Origin of the sequence: Paenibacillus xylanexedens (assembly GCF_007680605.1) — a bacterium.
GTDB classification, from domain to species: domain Bacteria; phylum Bacillota; class Bacilli; order Paenibacillales; family Paenibacillaceae; genus Paenibacillus; species Paenibacillus xylanexedens_B.
In genome coordinates, this window is record NZ_VEIO01000012.1 from 49,890 (window position 1) to 76,445 (window position 26,556).

General features: G+C 46.8%; 25 protein-coding genes and 1 riboswitch. Of the genes, 19 read left to right on the forward strand and 6 right to left on the reverse strand.

Features of this window, described 5'->3' with window-relative positions; translation table 11 throughout:
• Positions 1 to 7 precede the first annotated feature (7 nt).
• The 9 genes from FS818_RS26680 to FS818_RS26720 all read left to right on the forward strand — a co-directional run bounded on the left by FS818_RS26680 (position 8) and on the right by FS818_RS26720 (position 11,420).
• Complete coding sequence (locus FS818_RS26680; RefSeq protein ID WP_145336302.1) at positions 8 to 2,038, forward strand: peptidoglycan D,D-transpeptidase FtsI family protein; 2,031 nt, start codon at positions 8 to 10, stop codon at positions 2,036 to 2,038.
• 348 nt (positions 2,039 to 2,386) lie between these two features.
• Complete coding sequence (locus tag FS818_RS26685; protein WP_145336304.1) at positions 2,387 to 4,363, forward strand: peptidoglycan D,D-transpeptidase FtsI family protein; 1,977 nt, start codon at positions 2,387 to 2,389, stop codon at positions 4,361 to 4,363.
• Positions 4,364 to 4,610: 247 nt separating this feature from the next.
• The gene (locus FS818_RS26690; RefSeq protein ID WP_145336305.1) at positions 4,611 to 5,555 is read left to right on the forward strand and encodes a metal ABC transporter solute-binding protein, Zn/Mn family; all 945 of its coding nucleotides are present in this window, start codon (positions 4,611 to 4,613) and stop codon (positions 5,553 to 5,555) included.
• Positions 5,556 to 5,586: 31 nt separating this feature from the next.
• Entirely contained in the window at positions 5,587 to 6,411 is an 825-nt protein-coding gene (locus FS818_RS26695) for a metal ABC transporter ATP-binding protein (RefSeq protein ID WP_145336307.1), read from the forward strand.
• 2 nt (positions 6,412 to 6,413) lie between these two features.
• Positions 6,414 to 7,373: a metal ABC transporter permease gene (locus FS818_RS26700; RefSeq protein ID WP_145336352.1), complete on the forward strand. Its 960-nt coding sequence runs from the start codon at positions 6,414 to 6,416 to the stop codon at positions 7,371 to 7,373.
• Positions 7,374 to 8,246, forward strand: a complete 873-nt coding sequence (locus tag FS818_RS26705) for a metal ABC transporter permease (protein WP_145336309.1) — start codon at positions 7,374 to 7,376, stop codon at positions 8,244 to 8,246.
• A gap of 237 nt (positions 8,247 to 8,483) precedes the next feature.
• Positions 8,484 to 9,233, forward strand: a complete 750-nt coding sequence (locus FS818_RS26710; RefSeq protein ID WP_090919577.1) for a Cof-type HAD-IIB family hydrolase — start codon at positions 8,484 to 8,486, stop codon at positions 9,231 to 9,233.
• A 54-nt stretch (positions 9,234 to 9,287) separates the two neighbouring features.
• The gene (locus FS818_RS26715; protein WP_145336354.1) at positions 9,288 to 9,728 is read left to right on the forward strand and encodes a DUF456 domain-containing protein; all 441 of its coding nucleotides are present in this window, start codon (positions 9,288 to 9,290) and stop codon (positions 9,726 to 9,728) included.
• Between the two features lie 63 nt (positions 9,729 to 9,791).
• The gene (locus FS818_RS26720; protein ID WP_145336311.1) at positions 9,792 to 11,420 is read left to right on the forward strand and encodes a putative polysaccharide biosynthesis protein; all 1,629 of its coding nucleotides are present in this window, start codon (positions 9,792 to 9,794) and stop codon (positions 11,418 to 11,420) included.
• A gap of 261 nt (positions 11,421 to 11,681) precedes the next feature.
• Here the strand turns inward: FS818_RS26720 and FS818_RS26725 are convergent, their stop codons facing one another.
• Positions 11,682 to 12,971 (reverse strand): DUF2515 family protein, encoded by a 1,290-nt coding sequence (locus FS818_RS26725; protein ID WP_145336313.1) that lies wholly within the window; start codon positions 12,969 to 12,971, stop codon positions 11,682 to 11,684.
• A gap of 141 nt (positions 12,972 to 13,112) precedes the next feature.
• Between FS818_RS26725 and FS818_RS26730 the strand changes: the two genes are divergently transcribed.
• The 6 genes from FS818_RS26730 (at position 13,113) to FS818_RS26755 (ending at position 19,191) form a co-directional block, all read left to right on the forward strand.
• Complete coding sequence (locus FS818_RS26730) at positions 13,113 to 13,457, forward strand: thioredoxin family protein (RefSeq protein WP_090919572.1); 345 nt, start codon at positions 13,113 to 13,115, stop codon at positions 13,455 to 13,457.
• Between the two features lie 867 nt (positions 13,458 to 14,324).
• Positions 14,325 to 15,212, forward strand: coding sequence for a COX15/CtaA family protein (locus FS818_RS26735; RefSeq protein WP_397351824.1), 888 nt, complete (start codon positions 14,325 to 14,327; stop codon positions 15,210 to 15,212).
• Between the two features lie 256 nt (positions 15,213 to 15,468).
• Positions 15,469 to 16,188 (forward strand): Cthe_2314 family HEPN domain-containing protein, encoded by a 720-nt coding sequence (locus FS818_RS26740; RefSeq protein WP_145336317.1) that lies wholly within the window; start codon positions 15,469 to 15,471, stop codon positions 16,186 to 16,188.
• 171 nt (positions 16,189 to 16,359) lie between these two features.
• Positions 16,360 to 16,499, forward strand: a riboswitch (SAM riboswitch).
• 121 nt (positions 16,500 to 16,620) lie between these two features.
• Positions 16,621 to 17,655, forward strand: a complete 1,035-nt coding sequence (locus FS818_RS26745) for a methionine ABC transporter ATP-binding protein (protein ID WP_145336319.1) — start codon at positions 16,621 to 16,623, stop codon at positions 17,653 to 17,655.
• Positions 17,655 to 18,314 (forward strand): methionine ABC transporter permease, encoded by a 660-nt coding sequence (locus tag FS818_RS26750; RefSeq protein WP_145336321.1) that lies wholly within the window; start codon positions 17,655 to 17,657, stop codon positions 18,312 to 18,314. The genes FS818_RS26745 and FS818_RS26750 overlap by 1 nt, the downstream gene beginning before the upstream one ends.
• 40 nt (positions 18,315 to 18,354) lie before the next feature.
• The gene (locus FS818_RS26755; RefSeq protein WP_090919563.1) at positions 18,355 to 19,191 is read left to right on the forward strand and encodes a MetQ/NlpA family ABC transporter substrate-binding protein; all 837 of its coding nucleotides are present in this window, start codon (positions 18,355 to 18,357) and stop codon (positions 19,189 to 19,191) included.
• Positions 19,192 to 19,315: 124 nt separating this feature from the next.
• On the opposite strand, the gene FS818_RS26760 is transcribed toward FS818_RS26755, so the two are convergent.
• Positions 19,316 to 20,323 (reverse strand): DUF2167 domain-containing protein, encoded by a 1,008-nt coding sequence (locus FS818_RS26760; protein WP_145336323.1) that lies wholly within the window; start codon positions 20,321 to 20,323, stop codon positions 19,316 to 19,318.
• Positions 20,324 to 20,545: 222 nt separating this feature from the next.
• Here FS818_RS26760 and FS818_RS26765 point away from each other — a divergent pair, with 222 nt between their 5' ends.
• Complete coding sequence (locus FS818_RS26765) at positions 20,546 to 21,310, forward strand: SDR family oxidoreductase (protein WP_145336325.1); 765 nt, start codon at positions 20,546 to 20,548, stop codon at positions 21,308 to 21,310.
• A 76-nt stretch (positions 21,311 to 21,386) separates the two neighbouring features.
• Here the strand turns inward: FS818_RS26765 and FS818_RS26770 are convergent, their stop codons facing one another.
• Complete coding sequence (locus FS818_RS26770) at positions 21,387 to 21,632, reverse strand: NifU family protein (RefSeq protein WP_053783253.1); 246 nt, start codon at positions 21,630 to 21,632, stop codon at positions 21,387 to 21,389.
• 80 nt (positions 21,633 to 21,712) lie between these two features.
• Between FS818_RS26770 and FS818_RS26775 the strand changes: the two genes are divergently transcribed.
• A complete protein-coding gene (locus tag FS818_RS26775) occupies positions 21,713 to 21,967 on the forward strand; it encodes a YuzB family protein (protein ID WP_090919554.1) in 255 nt (84 codons plus the stop codon).
• On the opposite strand, the gene FS818_RS26780 is transcribed toward FS818_RS26775, so the two are convergent.
• Together FS818_RS26780 and mqnE are read right to left on the reverse strand one after the other, a co-directional pair.
• Complete coding sequence (locus tag FS818_RS26780) at positions 21,964 to 23,025, reverse strand: NAD(P)/FAD-dependent oxidoreductase (RefSeq protein WP_090919552.1); 1,062 nt, start codon at positions 23,023 to 23,025, stop codon at positions 21,964 to 21,966. The two genes, FS818_RS26775 and FS818_RS26780, sit on opposite strands and share 4 nt — an antisense overlap.
• Before the next feature lie 263 nt (positions 23,026 to 23,288).
• The gene (mqnE, locus tag FS818_RS26785) at positions 23,289 to 24,395 is read right to left on the reverse strand and encodes an aminofutalosine synthase MqnE (RefSeq protein ID WP_111269507.1); all 1,107 of its coding nucleotides are present in this window, start codon (positions 24,393 to 24,395) and stop codon (positions 23,289 to 23,291) included.
• A 446-nt stretch (positions 24,396 to 24,841) separates the two neighbouring features.
• On the opposite strand from mqnE, the gene FS818_RS26790 reads away from it, so the two are divergent.
• Together FS818_RS26790 and FS818_RS26795 are read left to right on the forward strand one after the other, a co-directional pair.
• Positions 24,842 to 25,198, forward strand: a complete 357-nt coding sequence (locus tag FS818_RS26790) for a HesB/IscA family protein (protein WP_123064700.1) — start codon at positions 24,842 to 24,844, stop codon at positions 25,196 to 25,198.
• A gap of 228 nt (positions 25,199 to 25,426) precedes the next feature.
• Positions 25,427 to 26,068: an NAD(P)-dependent oxidoreductase gene (locus FS818_RS26795; RefSeq protein ID WP_145336327.1), complete on the forward strand. Its 642-nt coding sequence runs from the start codon at positions 25,427 to 25,429 to the stop codon at positions 26,066 to 26,068.
• A 122-nt stretch (positions 26,069 to 26,190) separates the two neighbouring features.
• Here the strand turns inward: FS818_RS26795 and FS818_RS26800 are convergent, their stop codons facing one another.
• Complete coding sequence (locus FS818_RS26800; protein WP_313960485.1) at positions 26,191 to 26,460, reverse strand: VOC family protein; 270 nt, start codon at positions 26,458 to 26,460, stop codon at positions 26,191 to 26,193.
• Between the last annotated feature and the right edge of the window lie 96 nt (positions 26,461 to 26,556).

The window sequence follows — 26,556 nt, forward strand, 5'->3', positions numbered from 1 at the left end:
AGGATGAATGAAAAAGCATTCCAATGAGAAGGATGAACTTGCGGACAAACGGCGTTTCAGCTACCGGATGAACGTATTTTTCTTCGCTTCCTTTGTTATTTTTAGTGTAATTATTGTACGTTTGGCCTTTTTACAGTTTGTCGAAGGACCTGAGCTCAGTCAGGAAGAAGCAAGTAACATTACGAAAGATGTGCCGCTTGCGCCGGTGAGAGGAACCATCTACGACTCCACGGGTACGGTAAAACTGGCGTATTCCAAGCCGATTCAGTCACTGTATCTTACATTGTACAAAAACTACGGGGATGTGGATGGACAGCCGAATCCGAAAATTGGTGAAGTGCAAGAGATGGCTACGCGTCTGCATGATGTCTTTGAGAAATATAAAACCCCGAATTCCGAATCCTTGACCGTGGATCAGATCATGGAGGAAATGGATCTGAATTCTCGCAAGGCCAACGGGTTTATGCCACGTCTGATCAAGAGTGATTTGTCTGAAGGAGAGGTTGCTTATTTCCTCCAGCATAAGGATGAATTCAAAGGCATTCAGATCGTAGAGGAAAGTGTACGTTACTACGATCCGGATACGGTGGCCGTTCAATCCATTGGTTATTTGAAAAAATTCAAAAGCTCGAAATCATTGAAGAAGTATCAAGAGGTAGATGAAGCGAACAAAACGCAGACTGATCCAGGTCTGGTCTACACGGAGAATGAGTTTGTCGGATTCGATGGACTGGAGTTACAGTATCAGGATAAGCTGCGGGGGAAAAGTGGATATACATCGGTAGACATTGACCTGCGTAACTTGCCTGAAGGGGTAGCGGGTACAACCCCGCCGCAAAAAGGGTATGATCTGATCTCCAGCATTAACAAAAATGTGCAGGTGAAAACTGAGCAAGCGATCATGGATCAGCTAAGCTGGCTGCACCGTAATCCGGTATCCGGCAGACTGCATCCCAATGCCAAAACAGGCTTTGCTGTAGCAATGGAAGTGGATACAGGGAAGGTTGTAGCGGTTGCCAGTATGCCTGATTATGATACGAATGTGTGGAGAACAGGCAGCATTAGCACAGAAGAGTACGATAAAATCAAATATATTTACCAGAACGGTACAATTAGGGGATTCCTGCCTGGTGAGTCCAGAAAAAGGGCTGAATCTGTCGTGTTGCTCGGCTCAACAATTAAGCCACTGAGTGTGTTGATCGGTTTGAAGGAAGGTTTCTTTACCACGAACTCGGTGTATATCGACCGAGGTTCGACCACATTTGGTGGAGATAACCGCCGCGTACAGAACTCATCAGGCCACGTTTACGGTGCCATGTACCCTCGTGACGCCATTCGTCATTCCTCTAACGTATTTATGATTGACGAGATTGGTAAGAAGCTGTACTCACGATATGGTGCTAATGGCGTTGGCGTCTGGGACAAGTACATGGAGCAGTTTGGTCTTGGTGTAAAAACAGGAGTGGACTTGCCGAATGAATGGGCTGGGCGTAAAGAATATGAAAATGAAACGGAAAGTTCCTTGACCAAACTAGCATATGCATCTTTTGGACAACAAGGAAAATACACAACCATGCAGCTCGCGCAGTATACTGTGATGCTTGCCAACAAAGGAAAACGCATGGAACCACAGCTTGTTAAAGAGTTCCGGGATTCCGAAGGCAATGTGGTGGAGAAGGTGAAACCGAAGGTACTCAGCACAGCAGACTTCAGTGATGCATATTGGAATGAGGTACAGCGTGGTATGGCCACCGAGGTTTCTGCCTTTGGCGGCTTCCCTTATGATTTTGCCAGAAAAACAGGTACGTCGACACAGAATATCGGAGGGAAGCTGGTGGATAACGGGGTATTTATCGCTTATGCACCCCGTAACAATCCAAAACTGGCTGTTGCTGTCATGATCCCTGAAGGGGGCTTCGGTTCCAACAGTGCGGCTCCGGTTGCACGTGCGATTTTCGATGCTTACGACCAGGAATTCGGCCTGGATGGTGTTCCGAAAAAAAATAAAGATAAAGAAACAGAAACGAGTACGCAGTGATGCGGTGATGGAGGTCGTGTTCTCCATAGGTTAAAAGGCCCCCAGAACGGGGCCTTTTTTTGTTTCTATTTTTATGGAACCCAGACAGTCTTCTTACGTTATATACATAGGGCAGGGCGTTAGCCAAAATCTAGAGTAGGACGCACTGTTGTATTATTTTATGAATGATTCGTATTACGGAAATGTAACCAAAAATAGAAAGACGTTACAGTCGGCATTTGCTACACTTAAGAGGTGAGTGTTTGCCATTCCATTTGGCTCTGTTGTCTGTTTGGGTCTGTTATGAAGTTTTGGTATGAATAGATAGCGTAATTTTTACACTTGTACATAGAACGGAGAGGGGAGCATATGTTTAATCGACTTAAAAATAAACCGCCGAATGAAGATGAGAGAGCGGTAAATAAACCTTCCAGCGCGAGGCTGAATGTGTTTTTTTTCGTGGCATTTGTCATATTCAGCATTCTGATCTTCCGACTGGCATTTGTGCAGTTTGTCGAAGGGCCTGAACTGACGTATATGGAATCTACGCGTAATACAAAAGATATTCCTTTAGCCCCGGTGCGCGGCCCGATCTATGATGCTACCGGGAAAGTGGCGCTTGCTTATTCGGAGCCAGTACAGTCACTGTATGTGCTGTTGTATGAAGATTATCGTAATGATGATCGCAGGCAGGAAGCCGAAGGATTGGCTCGTGAACTTGCGGATATATTCAAACGATTTAACCCAGGAGACGAGAAGCAACCAGATGCAGAGGAGATTATTAAACGGCTGGATCTGGATCATCAGAAGACATTCGGTTATGTGCCGAGACTGGTCAAGTCCGATCTGACGACTCAGGAAATTGCTTTTTTTCTGGAGAAAAAAACGGAGTATCCCGGCGTTATGGTGCTGGAAGAGAATGTACGGAGATATGACCCTGATCGTGTTGCTGTCCAGGTTATTGGTTATACACGGGAATTCAAGCGAGTACCCACAACACTCAAGCAGTACAAATCGATCATAGAGCAATCCACTTCTCAGCGTGATCCTGGACTGGTCTACACTCAGGATGAGCGGGTTGGATTCGATGGGTTGGAGTTGCAGTATCAGCAGGAACTTCGCGGACGAAGTGGATATCAATCCATTGATATTGACTCTCGGAATTTGCCTACAGGCGCAATGGAGTTGACTCCACCAGAGAAGGGATACAGTCTGATCTCCACCATCAACAAGGAGGTCCAGCTTGCCGCGCAAAAGGCCATTACGGATGAATTACGAAAGCTGCCGAAGGCTATTACGGGATACGCCGTAGCTATGGAAGTGGACACAGGTAATGTGGTAGCCATGGCGAGTATGCCGGACTATGACCCAAATGATTGGGATTACGACAAAATCAAGTATGTTTTCCGAAACGGGACGACGGAATCTTTTCCTCCTGATGATTCTAGAAAACGGGCAGAGTCCGTTGTGCTGCTTGGGTCGGTCATTAAACCGCTGAGTGTGCTCATCGGTTTGAAAGAGGGACTGTTCACTGCGGGGAGTACTTATCCTGATAAAGGTTACGCTGTATTAGGTAAAGATGGTCGGCAAGTGAGAAACTCACATTCGGCGTATAACGGGAACATTACGGCACGCAGAGCCATTGAAAAGTCGTCCAATGCATTCATGATTGATATGGTGGGCAAACGTTTGCTGAGTAAATATGGTGGAGACAAGGCCATTGATAAGTGGGACGAATACATGAAGGATTTTGGTTTAGGTGTATCGACAGGGATTGATTTGCCCAAAGAATTTCTTGGTCAGTTGGAGTATAAAGCAGACAATGATGAGTCTGCACTGACACGTCTTGCGTTTGCGTCATTCGGTCAGCAAGCCAAATATACGACGATGCAGCTGGCACAATACACCACTATGCTTGCGAATAAGGGCAAACGAATGGAGCCACACCTGGTGAAGGAAATCCGTGATGCGGATGGCAATGTGGTGAAGAAGTTTGAGCCAAAGGTTCTTAATGAGGTGCAGTTTGCGGATGCACACTGGAACGAAGTGCATAAAGGAATGGTCACCAAAGTAAGCTCCTTCGACGGGTTCCCTTATGATTTTGCCAGAAAGACAGGAACATCCGAGCAAGGAACCGGACCGAATAAAAAGGAGAACGGTGTCTTTATCGCCTTTGCGCCAAGAGACAAACCGAAACTGGCTGTAGCGGTTATCGTGCCGGAAGGCGGTTTTGGATCGGTCAGTGCTTCCCCGATCGCACGCAAAATTTTTGATGCATACGATGAAGTGTATGGCCTGGATGGCATCCCCAAGGGGAAGAAGGACCAGAATAAAGAACAAGATTGATGATTAAGGGCATAAAATTCAGAGAATAACGGCATGCTCGTAAAAATGTTGGATAAACGGCTTTATATTGAACTTCATAAGTAATAGGACAGGCAAGGGAAAATATCCCTTGCCTTTTGTTTTTCCATCGGATAAAATTTGCACAAGGGAAACATTATTAGACGAGTTTAAAATTTGGTACCTTGTACAACTTAATTAGTTATGGACAAATATTTTAGGACAGGGAAAGGGGAAGGTTGGTTTGTTAATGGTGAAGATGAGGAGTATTCAACGTGGAGTCATGACGATGGCTTGTGTTGTACTTATTATTGTGCTTACCGCTTGCTCTGGTACTCCGGGAACAGACGCCAACGGCAAAGTGCAGGTTACGGCAACCACAGGCATGATTGCGGATGTAGCACGAGAGGTGGGCGGGGCATATGTTGAGGTTACCGGATTGATGGGACCGGGAGTAGACCCACATCTGTATAAGGCATCCCAAGGCGATATTCGCAAACTGGAGCAAGCCAAGGTTATCTTCTATAACGGCTTGCATTTGGAAGGAAAAATGACCAGTATTCTGGAGAAAATGTCCAAAAGCAAACTTGTTACCGCAGTTGCCGAAAAAATCCCGGTAGAGGAACTGCATTCCGGTCAAGCAACAGGTGGAACGGAGTATGATCCGCATGTATGGTTTAACGTCAAGCACTGGATGCGTGCAACCGAAGCCGTTCGTGACACGCTGGTGGAAGCAGATCCGGATCATGCGGAACAGTATAAGACGCAGGCAACAGCATATCTGGAGAAGCTGGAAGCGTTGGATGCGGAAGTCCGGGAGAAAATCGGGCAGATCCCTGAGGAAAGCCGAGTGCTGGTCACAGCACATGATGCATTTGGTTACTTTGGCCAAGCCTATGGCATTAAAGTGATGGGTCTCCAAGGTATCAGCACGGCCGCAGAATATGGCGCCAAAGATGTAAGTGAACTAAGAGATTTCCTTGTGGAGAATCAAATCAAAGCCGTATTTATCGAATCGAGTGTACCTGCGAAAGCGATGGAGGCCATCATAGCCGGAGCAGCTGAGAAGGGACATACGGTGAGTATTGGCGGTGAACTTTTCTCTGATGCGATGGGAGCCGAAGGAACGGCTGAAGGCACCTACATTGGAATGGTGCGGCACAATGTCGAAACGATCGCGGCGGCTTTGAAGTAATAGATCATCTGAAGAGAGGAGAGCTATGATGATGAAAAATACCAATACAACAAAACAAGCATTAGAAACTATAGATAATAGCCAGCTCGGACAAGGAGAAGCAACGGTCTCTTCGCCTCTTCGTGTAAGAAACCTGGCCGTGGCTTATCACAAAAAGCCGGTGCTCAGCAATGTTTCTTTTGATGTACCTGAGGGGCAGCTCATCGGCATTCTTGGACCGAACGGTGCAGGCAAGTCAACGTTGATCAAAGCGGTTCTGGGGCTTGTTCCGAAAATGCACGGTGACATTGAGATCTTTGGACGATCTTATCGTGAAACAAGGCGGCGTATCGGTTATGTGCCACAGCGAGAGTCCGTAGATTGGGACTTTCCGACACATGCGCTGGATGTGGTTATGATGGGACGATACGGACATCTGGGCTGGTTCCGCCGCCCGGGGAAAAAGGAAAAGGATCTGGCTGCTCATTGCCTGGAGCAAGTCGGTATGGGGGATTACATGTATCGGCAGATCAGCCAGTTGTCCGGCGGACAGCAACAGCGCGTATTCCTGGCCAGAGCACTGGTACAGGATGCGGACTTGTATTTCATGGATGAACCTTTTGCAGGAGTGGACGCAACGACAGAGAAAGCGATCATCTCCCTGCTAGAGCAATTAAAAAAGCAGGGCAAGACCGTTCTAGTTGTTCACCATGACCTGGCAACGGTAGAAGAGTACTTCGATCATGTATTGTTGCTCAACGGACGTTTGGTTGCCGCCGGGCCAACAAGAGAAGTATTTGTACCGGATTTATTACAGGAAACCTACGGAGGTCGCATTGCGATGATCGGCAGCCGAGCGGAGAAAGGCCAGGTGTAGTGATGTGGAATTGGGTTGTTTCTATATTGTCAGACCCGAACACACGCTGGATTTTGCTCGGTTGTCTGCTCCTCGGATTCAGCAGTGGCATTATCGGCTCATTTACCTTTCTTCGTCGTCAAAGTCTGATGGGCGATACATTGGCACACGCGGCATTGCCTGGAATCTGTATTGCGTTTATGTTGACGGAAACGAAGTCGATTGGATTGTTTCTGTTTGGCGCACTCATTGCAGGAATAGTAGCCACTTTCGGTATTTCATGGATAACCCGGTTTTCACGGATTAAGCAGGATGCGGCAATGGGCATCGTACTGACGGTATTTTTCGGTATTGGTGTCGTGATGCTGACACGTATTCAGCACAGTGCAAGTGGAAGCCAAAGCGGGCTTGACAAGTACCTGTTCGGGCAAGCGGCATCGATGGTGCTTACGGATGTCTATGTGATGGGTGGGGTAAGTCTTGTATTACTCATCGCTTGCCTTGTCTGGTTCAAGGAATTCAAGCTCGTGAGCTTTGATCCGGGTTTTGCAAGAGGTATGGGATTGCCGGTCGGAGTACTGGAGCAATTCATTCTGCTACTGACGGTTATAGCTGTTGTCGCCGGAATCCAGGCGGTAGGTGTAGTGCTTGTAGCGGCACTGCTGGTGACTCCAGCAGCAGCGGCGAGGTGCTGGACCAATTCGCTTGCACTGATGGTGTTGCTGGCTGGATTGTTCGGCGCATTAAGCGGTGCCGTAGGAACACTCTTCAGCACGCTTGTCCCTAATCTGCCTACCGGACCGGTAACTGTGCTTGCGGCTACGGTGCTGTTTGTTGGATCTGCGCTGTTCGCACCAAGGCGAGGGTTGCTTGCCCGCAAGTTACGGAGCATCCAGGCGAAATCGACTTATATGCGTGAAGAGCAGGCCGCGCTGCAGGTACATGTTGCACAGCCTCAAACACAGAAGCAGGGGGAGATGTAGATGGCTACATTTTGGATTATTCTAACCGCAATACTCGTCTCCTCCGCTTGCGCCATTCTCGGTTGCTTCCTGATTCTGCGACGTATGGCTCTGGTCGGAGATGCAATCAGTCACGCCGTGCTTCCGGGGATTGCGATTGCGTTTCTGTGGAGCGGCTCCAGAGACTCCCTGTGGATGTTGCTGGGTGCAACCGTGTTCGGGTTGTTGACGGTATTTTTCATTCAGACTTTCCAAGCGGGAGGATTGTCTTCGGATGCATCCATCGGTATTGTATTTACGGCGCTCTTTGCTGTGGGGGTGATCCTGATCAGTCTGAATGCACAGCATATCGATCTGGATCTGGATTGTGTATTGTTCGGCGAAATTGCCTATGTACAATGGGATACGTTAACACTGTGGGGAATGGATGTAGGACCTAGAGCCGTCTGGATGCTGGGGATTACGTTACTTGTTATTCTCGTTGTTGTAGGACTGTTCTACAAGCAGTTCAAATTATGCGCTTTTGACCCGGCTTTGGCAGCGGCTTGCGGCATTCCGGTCGTTTTATTTCATTATGCGCTCATGGGACTCGTATCCATGACGTCCGTTGCCTCTTTTGAAAGTGTAGGCTCCATTCTTGTGGTAGGTATGCTGATTGTACCTGCGGCTGCGGCTTATCTGCTCACGGATCAGCTTGGTAAAATGATTCTGTATGCGGTACTGATCGGTGCAGCTTCCTCTGTTGGCGGTTACCTGATGGCGTACGCGATGGATGCTTCCATTGCAGGATGCATGGTGGCTGTGGCCGGCATTCTGTTTGTACTTGCGTTACTTCTGTCACCGAAACATGGCATTGTACTTCGTTATGTTCGCCGTAAATATGCCGCACGTTGAACATGATTTCATAAATGACGATAACCGTCTGCATAGCAGGCGGTTTTTGATATTCCAGTTTTTTCGGAAAATGGGCTATGCAGCTTCAAAGATTCAAATACAGGTTACTTTGTTGCATACGCGTGATCTGTGGTAAAATGTCGTTAGCTGTGACGTCCGGGGCGTCCGCCATTTCGCGGATACCGGGCGATCTTGTTGTTTTAGAGGAGAGAGACATACTGGAGGAGGATTCACAACATGAGCGAACTGAAATATAAACTGCTGGCCCTGGATATGGACGGCACGTTGCTGAATGATAATCATGAAATTACACAGGAGACGGCCAAATGGATTCAGATTGCCATTCGTCGCGGGGTGCATGTGTGCTTGTCTACAGGAAGAGCCGTATACCACGCCATGCCATATGCGGTGCAGCTTGGGCTGGAAACACCAATGGTTACGGTCAACGGTAGTGAGGTCTGGAAAGCTCCACATGAGCTTCACCTGCGCCATCTGATGGACCCGGCGTTAATTCGCAAGATGCACGAGATCGGGGAGAAATATAACAGTTGGTACTGGGCATACTCCGTGGAAGAGCTGTATAACCGTGATCGCTGGACGGATAACATCGAAGGATTAGAATGGCTGAAATTTGGATTTACCACCGAGGATGATGAGATTCGTCATCAGATTATGATGGAACTGCAGGACATGGGCGGTCTGCAAATGACCAATTCCTCTCCTGTAAACATTGAGGTAAACCCGGAGAACGTATCGAAAGCTACCGGTGTAGCTGAAGTATGCCAATTGCTGGGCATCGACATGTCCGAGGTGGTCGCTGTTGGCGACAGTCTGAACGATCTGGCTGTCATTGAAGCGGTCGGTCTGGGTGTTGCGATGGGCAATGCACAGGAGCAAGTGAAACAAGCGGCAGATTTGGTTATCGGAAGTAATAATGAGGATGGCATTGCCCATCTGATTCGTGAACATATTTTGAAGGGGGAGTAACCTTTGCTCGCAACCGTTGGCTGGATTTTAATTGTACTGCTGTTTGCAGTAGGTATGGCAGGTACGGTGTACCCGATTCTGCCGGGTGCAATCGCGATTTTCTTCGCATTTCTGGTCTACGGCTGGTTCTTCAGCTTTGATCCGTTTGGGGTCTGGTTCTGGATTATTCAGATTCTGATCGTGGTAGTACTGTTTGTGGCGGATTATGTGGTGAGTGCTTGGGGAGTGAAAAAGTTCGGCGGCTCCAAGCTGTCTACAACGCTGAGTACCATCGGAGTAATTATTGGCCCGTTCGTGATTCCGGCCTTTGGACTTGTCCTGGGGCCATTCATCGGTGCGTTTATCGGAGAGCTGATCGGCGGTTCCTCGCCTTCCAAAGCATCGAAAGTTGGGTTTGGCTCTGTCGTCGGGCTGTTTACCAGCACGGTGATGAAAATTATTTTGCAACTCGTGATGATTGTTCTATTCATTATTTGGGTGGTTCGATTCGCCTAGAATATCAGGTAGCTAGCTTAGGGCCGGAGAGGTCCGGTGTGGGGGAAAGAAGGGGAATTCGTTTTGTCTAAGAAGGAAACATTTATTAAAGGTACGCTCATATTGGCGGCTGCCGCATTGATTGCAAGGGTACTCGGTCTGGTGCAGCGTGTGCCGCTGGAGCATATCCTGGGGGATATCGGTAACGCATCGTTTACGATCTCCAATACGGTGTATTTAATGCTGTTAACTGTCGCAACGGCGGGCATACCGAGTACGCTGAGTAAAATGGTCTCGGAACGCTACGCGCTCGGACGCGCGGGTGAAGCGCAGCAGATATACCGTGCAGCCTTGATCTTTGCGGCCGTGGCCGGTGTGGTCATGTCTGTTCTGTTATGGTTCGCGGCACCATTTTATGCCACCCATATTTCCAAAGTACCTGAATCCGTGAGTGCCATCCGGGCGCTTGCTCCGGCCCTGCTACTCTTCCCGGCGATCGCGATGATGCGCGGTTATTTCCAGGGACGCGGCAATATGACCGCAGGTGGTATCTCGCAGATCGTGGAGCAGTTTGCGCGCGTAGGCGTAGCGATTATTGTGGCCTATGTGATGTTGCAATGGAATTACGATGATCAGACGATTGCAGCCGGGGCATCTTTCGGTGGTGTGTTCGGTAGCATTGGTGCATTTGCGGTAATGCTGTACTTCACATTAAAGCTGCGCAAAAGTGATCGTGCGGCACAGCTGCATTATGAGCGAGCAGAGCAACTGCCGATGCGCGGTATTTACACGGATATTTTCAAACTTTCGATTCCGATTGTTTTATCTTCGCTTGCTGTTCCGGCAATCAACTTTATCGACTCTTCCCTCGTCGTTCCCCTGCTTAGTGGGCGGATCGGCCTGGAAGAAGCTACAGGCGTACTTGCGATTCTTGGCGCCAAAGCCCAAAGTATAGCCGGTATCCCGCCAATTCTGGCCATAGCGCTCAGTCAGTCCCTTGTGCCTGTCATTTCCGCGGCTTTTGCCCGCAAAGATGAGCTGCATCTGAAAAATCAGGTGACGCTGGCGCTACGTATTTCCATTCTGACGGGAATGCCGATTGTGATTACCCTGTGTGCGGCGGCTTATTCGGTAAACGGATTGCTGTTCACAACTCCTGACGGTACACCGATTATTGCGTTGCTGACGTTCGGCACCATCTTCCAGATTACGATGATGACGACGAACTCCATGCTACTCGGGGTTGGGAAACCACGAATCACGATGATTAGCGTAGCGGCAGGAATTATCGTGAAGCTGATTGCGAGTCTTATCCTGGCGCCGATCTTCGGTATTTACGGGATTATTATCGCAACTGCGTTATGTTTCTTGGTCATTACGTACCTGAATCTGCGTGTATTGCGTAAAATTGTGGATTTCTCGATTATGGGGGATCGCTGGATTGGATTTATCATCACGGTGCTTCTCGCGGCAGCTGTGGGTTTTGCGGCCAATTGGAGCGGAAACCAGATCTTTGGTGCGTTCTTGCCTGCACGGGTATCCTTCCTGTTAACCTGTATGGTCGTGGGTGTGCTGGTCGTTGTGGTATATCTGGTGCTGATGGTTGTTCTTCGTGTCTTGCGTAAGGACGAGCTAAGCAGTTACCCGCGGATCTTGCAAAAAATTCTCCGTCCGCTTATGCGTCTGCAACGCGGCGCCGGACAACGGGGATAACATAAAAGCCATTCACAACGTGAATATTCTACGTGTGTTGCCAGGTTAATGGACATTCTCCCGTCTTGCCAGCGTAACGCGTAACGTTCCGAATGAATGCATTTCAGTCTGGTTGGTATGGGGGATCTATCCCTCCTGAATAAAGCGCAGTCTGCTCTTGTAGCGGACGGCGCTTTATTTTTTATTGCCAAGGGCAGTTTTCCGTTATGGCGGAAATCATTTTTAAGGGTGCATTGTTTGCTTCGCAATGTTACTTCCAGATTAGTGAGTGATCGCCTGTACATCATGAGCGAGTGCTGTTTTTAACATGCCATACCGATGCTCATGACTCATCTCAAACAGCCAAGGTCGGCGTGGCGCAGTCAGGTATCCGAGGCAATCTCGCGTTTCCAGCCAGTCATGTCTTGTAATTGGCTCATACGGTGTGTCCCCCCATACGGTGAGCAACTCAGGAGAATATAGACGCTGACCTTCCGGTAGCCATTCCTCATTCAGTAAAGCATCCGTGTACAGATCGTGGTCTCCTGGTCCTTCATGTTGCCTGGTAAACAGATCTGGCCAATATTCGGCTCGTGAGCCACCATGAGGCACGGTTCGTGCGAAGTCCAGTACTTGCTGAAGCACTTGCTCTACGCCGAATAACAGGGCATACAGTCCTTTGCCGAACTGGATACGTTCATTTAATTTGCCAAAATGCTCAATGACCCGCCCGACGAGCCCGCCTCCTTGTGCAAGAGGGAAAACAATGTGGTTCAGCCCGGCCAGATTGTGCAGATGAAAAGCAGGTTTGGAGAGCACTTCTTTTTGAAAATAAGGATGTTGCACCACACGACTCTCAATATAGTTCTGCTCATTAATAATTAAGGCCACACTGAGTATGGAACTGCAACGTTCGAGCCAAAATCGCTCCCAGAACGGGGTCATAAACGACGATACGTGAAAATGAGACAACAGATGGAAGCAGCTTCGTCCAAGCCGGCGACTGTGGATATACAGCTGCAACTGAGGATAGGCATCCTGAAAAATAAGGGCATTGCACCGCTCCAGCAAGCGATACATATGCTCACGATCCTTCTGATTTTGCAGATTATGCATCAGGTCACTGTGCAGGTCGGTCATATGATATCCGCCGTTGCGGGATACCATATGCGCCAGTAGCGCCCAATGCAGCTCGGGATACTGCTCGTAGCATTCCAGATAAGCGGCGGTGCGACTCACATTACTGCGATTCTGCTGCTGTGTTAAGGTTTTGATTTCTTCGAGAATAATGCAGTCCTCCTCACACACCAGTGCACGTTGCGCCTGATTGTTGCGAGCAGGAGATGGCTTGCCTGTTGCAGGGATTAGCTTCTCCACCTCAGCTTGCAGAGCAGCAGCCGTATCTGCGTTCCAATTCAGGTCACGCAGAGGATGTCTAAGCTGTGCAGATGCATGCCATGCAGCCTGTTTACCGCGCCATACTTCCAGGGCTGCTCCGGGAATGGAGCGGATGATCTGTACAATGGAACCTGAATGCTGGTTTTCCGAAGAGTCATTTCTGGTGGAAGTCATGAATGGAACATCCTTTCATGAATATCTGTGTTTGATATGCCAGGACTTGTGGTTATTCTAAGTATGCGCTGAACATTTGACTTCCAATCACCAATTTGCTTCACTTAGAAGGAGACAAGGTACAGAAAGGGAGATGTGACCATGGAACAGATTACATCCAAGCCGGAATTTGATGTGGCGATCCAATCTCCACGTTTGACAGTGGCCGTATTTAAGGCAGACTGGTGCGGGGATTGCAAATACATCGATCCGTTTATGCCTGAGGTGGAAACGAAGTATTCACGTGACTTGACCCTGATTGAAGTGGATGTTGATCAGGTGGGCACAGTAAGTCAGGAGCAAAATATTTTGGGTATTCCAAGTTTTGTAGCCTACACAGATGGACGTGAACTGGTGCGCTATGTGAACAAGCTGCGTAAGTCGAGAGAAGAGATTGAGCAGTTTTTGGATCGTGCGGTTGAGGTCTACAATACCATTCACAAGTAAGGCCTAGGCGGCTATGTTGCGAAGAGATGGATATGCGAAATGACGTAATGTCTGAGTAATTAAATCGGTCCCATTAAAACTTTAATTTCACGTCGCACAGCAGGAATGAATTACCCCAACACGGGGAAGAATGTGGACTAAGTATGCAAACACAAGGCTGTCGGTTGAGCTGCACTGGGCTTAAGACGGCCTTGTTTTTATTTTTTTGCAGACACGGCATCGTAACTCCTGCTCTAACGATCACCAGGAACGTTATTCACTCGAAAATAGCTTTTCAGAAATTCTAACGATCACCAGTGACGTTATTTTGAGCTAAAAGGCGCATTTGCACTATTTTTTAGACTATTTCTTAGAAATAAGCTCCATGGTGATCGTTGCATTCTGAAGAGGAACTTTTTTGGCAAAATAAGCTTCGTGGTGATCGTTAGAATTCAAAGTTGGGGTAGTTGATGATTTGAAACTCATAGCTCATTACTGGAACTTAAATGAGGGGTTTTAGGCGCGAGTCCGCCGTGATTTACATACATAATTTCGAAATATAATGACCTGCTGGTCAAATTTTTAACAGACGTTAACATTTTGTCACAAAGCGCGGCGTCAATGATGCTTTTATCCGGTATAATGAATTTAGTTGTGAAATTAGTGTCAAAGTACAAAACAAGTGCTGTAATGTGCCTTCTTATGGAGTCAAAGCAGTAGGTAAGGCAATAACATCGTTCAAAGCAACAATAGAATACCAGCATCAATAATGAATCAGCATGATCATCAAGCGAAGAACTTCTTCGCCATCTTAAAACAACAGCGGGTGAGAAAAAATTGAAGCACTTAACATTGTTTAAATGGTTAACCGTATTAACCTGTCTCGTCATGTTCCTGGCTACCTTCGGAGGCGGAATCGTGACTAAAACGGAATCAGGCCTTGGCTGTGGAACAGAATGGCCTTTATGTAACGGAAAGCTTGTACCGGCTCACACGGTTGCCTCTCTGATTGAATACTCCCACCGTGCTGTCAGTGCACTGGCAGGACTATTGTCTATCGCATCTTTTGTTGCTTTCTTGCGCTTTGGCAAACAGCGTCGTGATTTGCAATTGTTCTCGTTTCTAACCCTTTTATTTGTGATTATTCAGGGAATTATGGGCGCTTTTGCCGTAGTCTTTTCACAATCGTCGGCGGTCATGGCGCTACACTTTGGGTTTGCGCTCATTGCCTTTGCCAGCTCATTGATGATGGCTCTTGGGATCAGGCAGGAGGCCAGATATGGCGGTTTGGAGCGTCTGAACCAGTATCCGCGCGTTAGTAAGGGGTTCCGCAATCTAGTCTGGTTTTCAACGATCTATACGTACCTGGTCGTGTATACAGGGGCATTTGTAAGCCATACGGATTCTGCAGGTGGTTGTTCCGGATTCCCGCTCTGTAACGGGCAGATTGTACCTGAACTTTCTGGCGGGGTAGCTGTGGCTTTTGCCCATCGTCTGGCAGCTGTGTCACTTGTGATCGTGATTGCGGTCTTGGGACACTTTGCTTATCGTAAACACCCGGATAACCGTGAATTGCGTACTCTCGGTGTGTTATCCGTCGTTCTGATTCTTTTGCAAGTGGTTATTGGAATGTTTATGATGTGGACGATCAATCGCCCGGAAGTTTACATGTTTGTGGCGCTGGCACATATGTTGGATATCGCTATACTGTTTGGTGTCTTGACCTATATGAGCTTCCTCGTATACAAGCTGTACCGCCCGGTGAACCGTTTCTAAAATAGATAATTTTGTGTAAAAAGTAAGTTTATTGCATTGTCCTGTAGTGGCGCTGGGCCATGTTGGAAAGTCCACCATCCGGTGATGTAGATCATTGGAGAGGTGGACTTTTGTTTGATGTCGGAGGTAGCAGGGCAACCTAAATCAAGTTGTCTTGATTAACCGAACTCACATTAGGGTCTGATTCATCTTCAGCTGTTCAACAGCTGTGAAAACATATATATTTTGCATCATCAGTGGAAAGAGGAGGTCTTCTATGCTACGTACGTTACTGGGAGAAAAGCCACGAGTGAATCAAGGGAAACTGAAAGAAGCCATGGATACCATGGCGTTTACACTGGAGTCTTTTGAAAAACAAATGTATGTGGATCATGATCCAAACCATGATTATCGGAAGTTGTATGTGTGGACACAGGGACTAATCTCCTCGTTGGATGAACTGGAGCAGAGTTATTTTGCATCCGCACATTTTCGTAAAAAAGTGGTTGCAGGCTCGACGGGCGATATGAGTTCTGCTGAGAAAGCAGAATATGCCCGGTACGTTTATTTTTATAAAGATGCGTTTATTCGATGTTTCGCGATTCTGGACAAATTAGGTACGGTTTTGAATGAAGTTTTCCAACTGAATACATCGAAAACAAAAGTACATTTCTCCTATTATACCGTTCTGAGGCAATTCGAATATTATCGGGATCATCATGAATTGGCACAGCAATTAATTAAAATCAAGGAAGCATACCGAGAACCGATGAGCAAATTGCGAAAGCGGCGTAACATGGAGATTCATTACATGAATTCGGAAATGCAGGATGATTTGTGGCAGTTACATCAGACGTTGCGTGGCAAAGTGAAGCTGGAGGATCTGGATCAGCATCTTCTTGAGATGCAGCAAGGGGTAGATATGGTCTGTGAAACACTGAATATGGCCTATCGATACATTAATCGAATCTGGCGTAAACAGATTTTGAAACACTAGATGTAGCAATGATTTTAAATAATACCATTTGACAAATCGGAATACTTTGATTATACTGAGTTCCAGATCAAATCTTACATGGAATCGTGTCTTTAATACAGCATTTGATGCAGTTCGGTCATTATACATGATGAACTACATGAATCTATATAATCCTACAACTTTATATTTCTCTTATCGAGAGTGGCGGAGGGACAGGCCCGATGAAGCCCGGCAACCGATCAACGATGATGGCATGAATGGTTCTCATTGTTGATGTTAGGTGCTAATTCCTACAGAATCATGTTGCACATGATTTTGGCAGATGAGAAGGTCATTTCACGTGAAGAGCCATCTTTGTATCTGCAAAGGGCTCTTTTTTTGCGTAGAACGGGGAGTTTTCCCTTCCTTCGGGTAAAGATATATGTAGGTGATGGGGAAGGAGCAGTATTAGTGATTGAATTGGTTGGATTAACCAAAACATATGGCAGACGTGCCAAAACAACGACGGCGTTATCACACCTTGATCTGAAAATTCAGAAGGGTGAGATTTTTGGAGTTATTGGTCACTCGGGTGCGGGGAAAAGTACCTTGATTCGATGTATTAATTTACTTGAGCGCCCGACGGAAGGTGAGGTTTGGGTTGATGGCATTAACCTGACCGAGCTTAGCAAAAGTGAACTACAGCAGCAAAGACGCAAGATCGGTATGATCTTTCAGCATTTTAATCTGCTGTCTTCTGCAACGGTATACGACAATGTGGCTTTCCCTTTAAAACTGGTCAACACACCTAAGGAAGCGATTGATCGTAAGGTGAAGGAAATGCTCGCTCTGGTTGGTCTGGAGCAACATAGCAGTAAATATCCGGCACAGTTGTCCGGTGGACAGAAGCAACGGGTAGGTATAGCACGGGCACTTGCGAGTGATCCGAATGTTCTTCTCTGTGATGAGGCAACCTCGGCACTTGATCCGCAAACCACCAATTCGATCCTGAAGCTATTGCTGGATATCAATGAAAAGTATAATCTGACGATTGTGCTAATTACTCACGAAATGCACGTTATTCAGAACATATGTGATCGAGTGGCTGTTATACATCAAGGTGGTATCGTGGAGCAAGGCCCGGTGACGGAAGTGTTCCTGAAACCGCAACATGCGATCACACGGGATTTTGTCTCACGGGACAGCGAAGGTGGACTGGCACTGGAGGAAACGGTTATGGCAAATGCCGGAACGGAGTTGCCGGCAGGTGTTTCTTCCAAGTTGGTGAAGGTTTCATTTCTTGGAGATAAAACCTATGAGGCGATTCTGTCGAGAACGGTTCGCAAAACAGGTGTGGATTTCGCAATTCTGCAAGGTACAATCTCTACAATCAAGCAGATTCCTTATGGTCAACTGACGGTGCGTTTTGAAGGTGACTCCGCTGCGATCCAGCAAACCTTGTCTGAACTAACCGCAGAAGGACTTGATGTGGAGGTGCTTCGATAATGGATTTTTCCAAAGTGCGCTGGGAAGAGGTCGGTACGGCCTCCGTTGAAACATTGCAAATTCTAGCTGTATCCGGTTTGTTTACTGTTCTCTTGGGTTTGCCGCTTGGTGTCATTCTGTTTATGACAGGCCGCTCGGCTGCACCTAGTTCCAAACTAACCTACATCATATTATCTGTTATTGTTAATATTTTACGTTCAGTACCTTTCATCATATTAATTGTTGCTCTTATTCCGTTTACGCGTACGCTGGTGGGCACCGCTACAGGTGTGCTTGGTGTCATCCCACCGCTTGTCATCTCGGCTGCTCCGTATTTTGCGCGTCTGGTGGAGAATACTTTACGTGAAGTAGACCGCGGTGTCATTGAAGCAGCTCAGGCAATGGGGGCATCTACGGCTCAGATCGTCAGACGGGTGTTGTTACCTGAGGCTTTACCGGGCTTGCTTGCCGGAATTACAATTACCATCGTTACGCTTGTGTCCTATACGGCCATGGCGGGTATGGTTGGCGGTGGAGGTCTGGGCACACTAGCCATTAACTATGGATACTACCGATATCAGAATGAGATCATGATCATTTCCGTAGTATCCATGATTATTCTGGTTCAGCTCCTGCAGATGATTGGTGATCGTCTGGTCATTTATTTCACCCGGAAATAACAGATAGATTGAAAAATAAAAATGCGAAGGGGTTTTACAGATGAAAAAATGGTCTATTATTTTACTCAGCTTGATGATGATTGCCGTGCTCGCAGCTTGCGGCAACAACAAGAAATCGGACAGTGGTGCGGATAACGCAGCAGGTGCTCCGCGTACCGTTGAATTGAAAGTCGGCGCTTCGCCTACACCACATGCTGAAATTCTGGAAAGCATCAAACCCGAACTGGAAGCACAAGGCATTCGTTTGCAAGTGGTGACGTTTAACGACTATGTGCAACCTAACCAACAGCTGGCAGATAAGAAACTGGACGCAAACTTCTTCCAGCATCAGCCTTACCTTGATACAGAGAACAAAGAGCGCGGATTCAACCTTGTTGCTGTGACTCCAGTTCACGTTGAACCTTTCGGTGGTTACTCCAAAAAGATTAAATCCCTGGATGAACTGAAAGATGGCGCTAAAGTGGCTATTCCAAACGACCCATCGAATGGTGGACGTGCACTCTTGTTGCTTGCGAAAAAAGGTCTGATTACCCTCAAAGACGATACAAACATCGCATCCACTAAACAGGACATTACAGCGAATCCGAAAAACCTGGAAATCATCGAACTGGATGCAGCCATGATGCCTCGTCAGCTGGATGAAGCCGATCTGGTATTTATCAACGCCAACTATGCGCTGGAAGCAAACCTCAATCCATCTAAAGATGCGTTGCTGATCGAAGATTTGCAAGGCAATCCATATGCAAACATTCTGGTGTCCCGTGAAGATAACAAAGACGCCGACGCTATCAAAAAACTGGCAGAAGCTCTCCACTCCGAAACGGTGAAAAAATTCATCAAAGAACGTTACCAAGGTGCAGTTGAACCTGCATTTTAAGGTTCTCTGAGACATCAGCGTAAGTATTGCTGATATGTATTACAACAAAGGCCGCGGCTCTCTAATGTGAGAGCGCGGCCTTTTCTTATTGGTAGTAAACTGACTGGTTAACTTGAATTAATTATTATGTATTCTCTGTTTTTGAATTTTTATCCGAAGTGCGGTAGTACGTTAATTCATTCTGTTCCGCCGTATGTTGTTGCTCGTGTTCTTCATAATTATATTCCCGGGTCACCGGATACTGTGTTTCCTCTTGATGTAATGCATCTCTTCTCTGTTGGTACCTGACCCAGCTAAATAACAATATGAATAAACCCAGCCCCCAATACCACTTATGCTTCAAAAATGTCCAAATACTTTCGTCTTCCGCGGTATAAGGAATCCCGCCCATAACTAGACTATTGAGACCAAGACGAGAGGTCTGGTCAGTTTTAGCATTATACTCCTCATAGGTGTAACCTGGATTCACGGTAAGATGCCCAAGCACCGTTTCTTCAAAAGCAGCACGACTTTGCTCCAAATTCGCTTTTTCGGTTACCAGAATCGCCGTGATATAGCCTTCGCGTGTCAAAAGATTAACGTTATAATTGACCAAGGCTTGTTCGTAGCTATCTTTGAATCCGAGTGCATAAACCAGTTGATGACTGGAAGGATTATAATCAGGTGCAATCTCCCACCCCGTTACATGGAGCTCGTTTCCTTCTGTTGCATCACGGTTATGTTCGACTTCCCAACGCATATAGTTGCTTAATAACTCGTGAGCATCCAATTGGTTGTCGTCATCGTCATGAATATGCCCGCTTTGTACGTATTCGAATATGACAGACCATGAACCCGTGGGGTCGTTACTGTACATGCTTCCGATCTCATTTCCGTTCGGCTGATTCCCCAGATCCAGCATGGAGCGTTGTGTATCCGTTTTACCTAGAAATGAGTAGTTTGCCGGAAGCTCAAGTGAGGCTTTGCCATCAAGAGATACGGTATTCGGGCCATCCACCCATTCGTATTCATTGGATGTGGTGATGTTCTCATTTGTAGCAGAGACGGGTCCGATATCCGCTAATAGCACAGAATACAATAGAACTAATACCACTGTGAGTCTTAATGAAGTCAATTTGAACCATTTCTTCATTGAACACGATCCTTTCGAACATGATAATAGCGTTTTTTTAGATAAGAAACGACTTTAAGACATTATCAGAGGTATGTAAGGTAATCAAGATAAATTTGGATAATCAGGACTTATTTGTATTAGTTAAATAACTGGAACAGATTGTGAGCACATGCAAGTTGTGAGGCAAGCCTAAATCTTTTATACTGAATGAGTGACTGCTCTTTGAAGAGGGGGATGAACGTGAAGGGAAAGATTGCCCTCATAACGGGAAGTGCCAAAGGCCTTGGTAAAATGACAGCCCTCAGTCTGGCGGATCAGGGATGCCACATTGCCCTTAATTATGTGCATAGCAGAACAGAAGCCGAATCGTTGCAAGCTCAGATTATCGCTAAAGGGGTGCGCTGCATTGCGGTTCAGGCGGATATATCCAAAGTAGAAGAGATACACACACTCGTTACAGAGGTAGAGACACAGCTGGGTTATGTAGACATTCTGGTGAATAATGCCGGGCCGTTTGTACGAGAGCGTCGGGTGTTTGCAGATTATTCTGAAGCTGAAGTGCAGATGTTAGTGCAGGGCAACCTGCTCGGGCCAATGATTCTGGATCAACTGGTTTTGCCGGAAATGCGCCGCAAGCAGTGGGGGCGTATTATTCATTTTGGCTTCAGTCACGCGGGTGAAGCAAGATCTTGGCCTCATCGTGCCGTATATGCTGCTGCCAAGGTAGGTCTGGTTTCGTTTACCAAGACTCTTGCGGTTGAAGAGGCCCCTTATGGGATTACGGTCAATATGGTTTGCCCCGGAGATATCCGTGGTGCGAACAAAGAGAAAACAATTGATGAGATTGCGGGCATAACCGATAAAGAAACACCAAGAGGTCGGCCTGGTAGTGGGGAAGATATTGCGCGAGTGATCACGTACCTGTGTCTGGATCATTCGGATTTTATAACAGGCAACATCATGGATGTATCTGGAGGACTTGATCCGATCCGGCCTACAATCTGATGGAATTACAAAAAAAAGAGCCTCTCGCTTCTTGCGAAGCGAAAGGCTCTCTGAGGTTTATTTCGTGAAGGATTGATTAGAATACTTGTACGACTTCTTGTACACCCTCAACTTCTTCAAGAAGGGCGCGTTCAATCCCGGCTTTTAAGGTAATGGTGGAGCTTGGGCAACTGCCGCAGGCACCGACCAGTTTCAGCTTAATGATGCCGTCCTCCACGTCGACCAGTTCCACGTCACCGCCATCGCGTTGCAGGAACGGACGAAGTTTATCAAGCACATCAGATACCTCATCATACATGGTGCTTTGTGCGTTTTCGCTCATATTGTTCAACTCCTTTCCTTCCTATATTATATTACAAATGACCATAAATTAAAATGGTCAAACAAAGCAGGTGAACTGAAATGAGACCAATTATTGAATTTTGTGCTAACAATATGCATTTTGGCACGGATGAAGTCATGGATCAATTGGATGAAAATCCGGACTATGACGTGATTGAATACGGCTGTTTGACCAATTGCGGTCAATGTTATATGACTCCTTTTGCCTTGGTCAATGGTGAAGTCGTAACCACAGATAAAGTAGAAGATCTATATAACGCCATTCTAGCCAAAATTGCCGAAGCGGATGCCTGGGACGCGCTGGATCTCGATTAACCGAGATGGCGTTTCGACATCCAGAGCACGCCGCTTTTTAAAATACGAGGCACTCGTCCCATCATGGACGTTTTGCCCATCAGCCCAAATCCAGCTTTCTTGCCAAGCGCGCCAAGTGTGCCGCGAAGCTTAAGAGGCTGCGGATTGGGCTTTTCGCCTTTCCAGAGGGCATGCTGAATATGAGCGATCTGTTCACCCTGAACCTCCGCAGCCTGACCACTTGGTGCATAAGGTACACTGGCACAGTCACCTACCACGTAAACGTCGGTATACTCCGGAATCTGATAATACTCATTTAATACGACACGACCTTGCGGGTCTTTGGTTACATCTAGGTCTTGAACGACTTTCACCGGCTGAATGCCTGCCGTCCATACAACAGCATCCGTTTGAATCTGTTCATCGCGGTTGTAGATCGCGTTAGGCTCGACTCGCGAGATAGCAATATGTCCTCGTGCTTCAACCTGATGTTCGCCGAACCATTCGTGAACATAAGAGGAGAGACGTTGAGGGAATGCGGATAATACACGTTCACCGCGATCCAGAATACTGATATTCAGGTCGGGTCTGCTTTCACGTAATTCGGCAGCCATCTCAACACCGCTTAAGCCGCCGCCCACAATGTGAACATGCCCATAAGCTTTGACTTCATTAAGACGGAGATACGTCTCACGTGTTTTGCTGAAGCTTTGTATTGTGCAACTGTATTCCTCGGCACCGGGCGTGTTGTGAAAACGATCCGTACAACCTAGTCCAATTACAAGCTTGTCATATTCCAACGGTTCCTGACCTTCGAATTCAATCTGACGCTGTTCCAGGTTAATGGCTGTAACTTCACCGAAACGGTGTGTTACTTTCTCATTTACCGGAAAATGGATACGCAGGTCGTAATCCGATACTGTTCCTGCTGCGAGTGCGTAATATTCGGTCTTCAACCCTTGAAAGGGGCTTCGATCCACCAATACAATCTGCGTATCTGACGGGATTTTACCTTCCAAAAGTTCCTTGATGATCGTGAGGCCGCCATAGCCGCCTCCAAGAATGACGAAATTTTTCATGACTCGGCTTCCTTTCTGCATCAGTCCCACTGCTGGGGCTGTAACCTGCGGAGCAGCTATGTCTTCACATAGCTGCTCCGTGTGTTGTTTTGGTTTGAATAATTTGAATAATTAATAATTAGAAAATAAAAATTTGAAATATGAGACCACAGTTAAGCATCACTCTGATCAAACGTCCCCCCTGATTGAAGAAAGTATCGTTCTTTGATGAGTGATGCTTCTGCTGCTGTAACCCTTGCCTAGATCGATGAGACTAATCAGAGCTATTCGTAAACTTGAATTTCATTGTAGAACGTATCACGTTCTACAGGGATGCGGCCTGCACCTTTGACAAGCCAGATCAGCTCTTTGCGTGTTAATCCTTCCGGTGTAAGCGCGCCGGCAGCGTGGCTGATTTTTTCACGTACAATCGTACCATGCACGTCGGATGCCCCAAAGCTGAGCGCAACCTGCGTCAGTTGTGGGCCGATGTTAATAAAGTAAGCTTTTACGTGCTGAATGTTATCCAGCATCAAGCGGCTGATCGCAATCGTTTTGAGGTCCTCATAAGCGGAGTTGCGGCGCATAATGCTTGCAGATTTGCTCTTTGGCTGCATGGACAGTGGAATGAACACCATAAATCCGTTGGTTTCGTCTTGAAGCTCACGAATCTGTGCCATATGGTTCACGCGGTCCTCATAGGACTCAATGGAACCATATAACATTGTAGTATGTGTACGCATGCCCAGATTATGAGCGGTACGGTGTACTTCCAGATAACGATCGACATTCGCTTTATCTACACGCATTTTTTTGCGATACTCATCCGACAGAATCTCTGCGCCGCCGCCCGTCAGGGACTTCAGGCCGGCTTTTTGCAGCTCCTGCAGAACTTCCTTGATGCTCAGGCCGCTGATGCGAGTGAAGAAATCGATCTCTGCCGCCGTGTAAGCTTTCAGCGTGACATCCGGATATTTTTCGTTTAAAGCACGCAGAGAATCGACATAATATTGAAAAGGAACATGGTTGTTATGTCCACCTACAATGTGGAACTCACGCACGCCTGGATGAATATGCTGTTCGACATAGTCGATCATTTCCGGACCGGATAACGTATAAGAGCCTTCCTCACCCTGGTCTTTGCGGAAATTACAAAATGCGCAGCGTGCTTCGCATACGTTGGTGAAATAAAGGCTCATGTTCTCAATAAAATAGACTTTCTTGCCGTTCTTCCGCAGATTGGCCTCATTGGCCAGCTGGCCCAAAGTCAGCAGATCATCTGTTTGATACAGATAGACGCCGTCTTCTACGCTCAGCCTTACGCCGTTCTGCACTTTCTCAACGATTTCAGCCATTCTTTTGTCGGTGAACGGTGTTACCAATGTAGACATGCTGTTTCCTCCTGTTCTTTACCGGAATTCGAGTTGTGGTGTGTTGAACCATTAAACAGAACTACATAGCAAAGATGCGGTCAACTGCCGCCTTCCTGTGAAAGACTAACTCTTATTACCCGGTGCAGCGTGTGCTGCAATCGAAAAGTTTATTTTTTCAAAAGGAGTCAAAGTGACTCTATATGCATTGGGGACTGAGAACCAGTCTCGAAATGTGAAAAAAATTACAACTCCATATATGACCAACATCCGAATATCTCATGACAAAATATTGACATTTTCAGAGTGACCACCTATCCATTATAAACCTCGTGCCGCAGGGGTTCAATACACTGGGAAGAAAAAGGAGTTCAGGGGGAACGCGGAAGCGGGCAAACATGACTTGAGCCCCTTGACGGGGTGGAGTATAATTTAAGGAAGAGTGATGAAAAGGAGAGTGACCTGGCATGATTAATATCAGCGAAACGGCTGCAGACCGATTGAAAGAGATGCTTGCACAGCAAGAGACCCCTGGAATGTTCCTGCGTCTTGGCGTAGCACCGGGCGGTTGTACCGGATTTTCGTACGCCATGGGCTTTGACGATAAAGAGTCCGATGAGGATATATATATGGACATTCATGACATGAAAGTCGTTGTGGAGAAAGAAAACGTGAAATATTTGAATGGTCTCGAAATTGATTTCGAAGAATCCGGCATGTCCGGCGGTTTCACCATTCACAACCCGAACGCAGTGGCTACATGCGGCTGCGGTTCATCCTTCCGTACACGTGAAGAAGCAGGGGTACCGGATAAAGATTGTTAATCGGGTGCGGGTTAGGGCGCATTTCCAGCGAAGAGATTTCGCTAGGAAGTGCGTCTTTTTTGGTTTGAAAATGGAATGAATTCTTTTAGTTGTAGGGATAATTAGGTGATAGGGTTTTGTGGTTAAAAGATTAAAAGAGGATCAGGTTGACAGAATTAGTTGTAACAATTATAGTTACATTATGGAGTTGATTTTTGAACAAACATAATTTTAAGGGAGAGATTGACGATGAAAATTGCAATTATTGGTGCAACAGGCAAAGCGGGAAGTATTATTTTGAAAGAAGCGGCAGACCGCGGGCACGAGGTAACAGCGATTGTGCGTAATGCATCCAAATTAGAAGACAAAAGCCTGAATGTATTGGAGAAAGACGTATTTGATCTGACGGCTTCAGATGTTCAAGCCTTTGATGTGGTTGTGAATGCGTTTGGAGCTCCGGCGGGCAAAGAAAACCTGCATGTAGAAGTAGGACAAGCCCTGATCAACATTTTGAAAGATGCTCCAAATACACGTTTGATCGTTGTGGGTGGTGCAGGAAGCTTGTTCACAGACGAGTCCAAAACGCTGCGTGTTGTCGATTCCCCTGGATTCCCTGATGCGTACAAAGCAACAGCAACTAACCAAGGCAAGAACCTTGAAGACTTGAAAGCTTCTTCCGGGATTCAATGGACATTCCTTAGCCCGGCTGGATTCTTCAATCCGGAAGGCGTGCGCACTGGCAAGTATCAGTCAGGCAACGATGTGATTATGGTAAACAGTGAAGGCAACAGCTATATCAGCTATGCCGATTATGCGATTGCGCTTGTGGATGAGATTGAGAATCCACAGCATAAAAATGAACGCTTTACTGTAGTTGGCGAAGCGAAGTAATAATTGGGTATGCTTCTAGGATAAACTAAAACAAACGGACACTAAGCTTATATGAGCGAGTGTCCGTTTTTGTTGATATACATTTTTATGATCTATCAGATGTTTTATCTATGAACGGGCTCTTATTGACGCTTCGGCATCTTGTCCTCATCCATGTAAAGCAGATTCCAGCGGTGACCATCCAGATCCGCAAATCCCGCACCGTACATCCAACCGTCTGTTTCCCCTGGTCTGCCAAAGACGTTTCCTCCGGCACGCTCTACATTTCGAATAAAGGAGTCGACTGCTTCTCTGCTCTCAGCACCAATGGAGATGATAACCTCTGCACTATGCGAAGTGTCCGCAGCTCTGGCTACGGTAAATTTCTCAAAAGTTTCGTGTGGAAAAAGCATAATTGTAGTTTGGCCTATGGAGATCATGGCTCTCTCGCCACCAACGTTCGACGATTTAAATCCTATTGCATTAAAAAAGAAGTTGCCCTCTCAACA